This is a genomic window from Pseudomonas sp. Fl4BN1 (assembly GCF_009908285.1).
In the GTDB taxonomy this organism is placed as follows: Bacteria; Pseudomonadota; Gammaproteobacteria; order Pseudomonadales; family Pseudomonadaceae; genus Aquipseudomonas.
In genome coordinates, this window is the sequence record NZ_JAAARM010000114.1 from 1 (window position 1) to 426 (window position 426).

Genomic DNA, 426 nt, shown 5'->3' on the forward strand with positions numbered 1-426 from the left:
GCCGAAGACCGCTCGATTACACGCCATTTGACGTGGTTATCGGCCCGATGCGGCCGGAAACATTATCAAAATGTTGCCGCTTTTGATCTCGCAAAGGTCCGGCGGGTAAAATCTCGGCGGCACAGACGAATGACCGGCAGGACCGAAGCGTCACGTTCCTCGGCCCGCCGCCTAGACGCGATCTCATTTTGAACATTCCCTCCGCTGTTTCCTCCCGCATGCCGTCAGCCGCCCGCGCTGTACGCACCCGTTCGGTAGCCCGCTATGCGCGGCTGGCCGTCGGCCTGCTGGCGCTGGCTTCGGCGCATGCTGCGCTGGCCTTCGGCTTCAACGATGTGGCCGCACGCGCCAAGCAACTGGCCGCCAAGCCTTACCAGGCGCCCGCCGACACCCTGCCGCGCGAACTGCGCGAACTGCGCTACGACC

At 64.6% G+C, this 426-nt stretch carries 1 pseudogene; it reads left to right on the top strand.

Annotation, left to right across the window (positions count from 1 at the left end):
• Positions 1–188: 188 nt before the first annotated feature.
• Positions 189–426: pseudogene (locus tag GV818_RS33810) on the top strand (hypothetical protein); the annotation flags it as partial.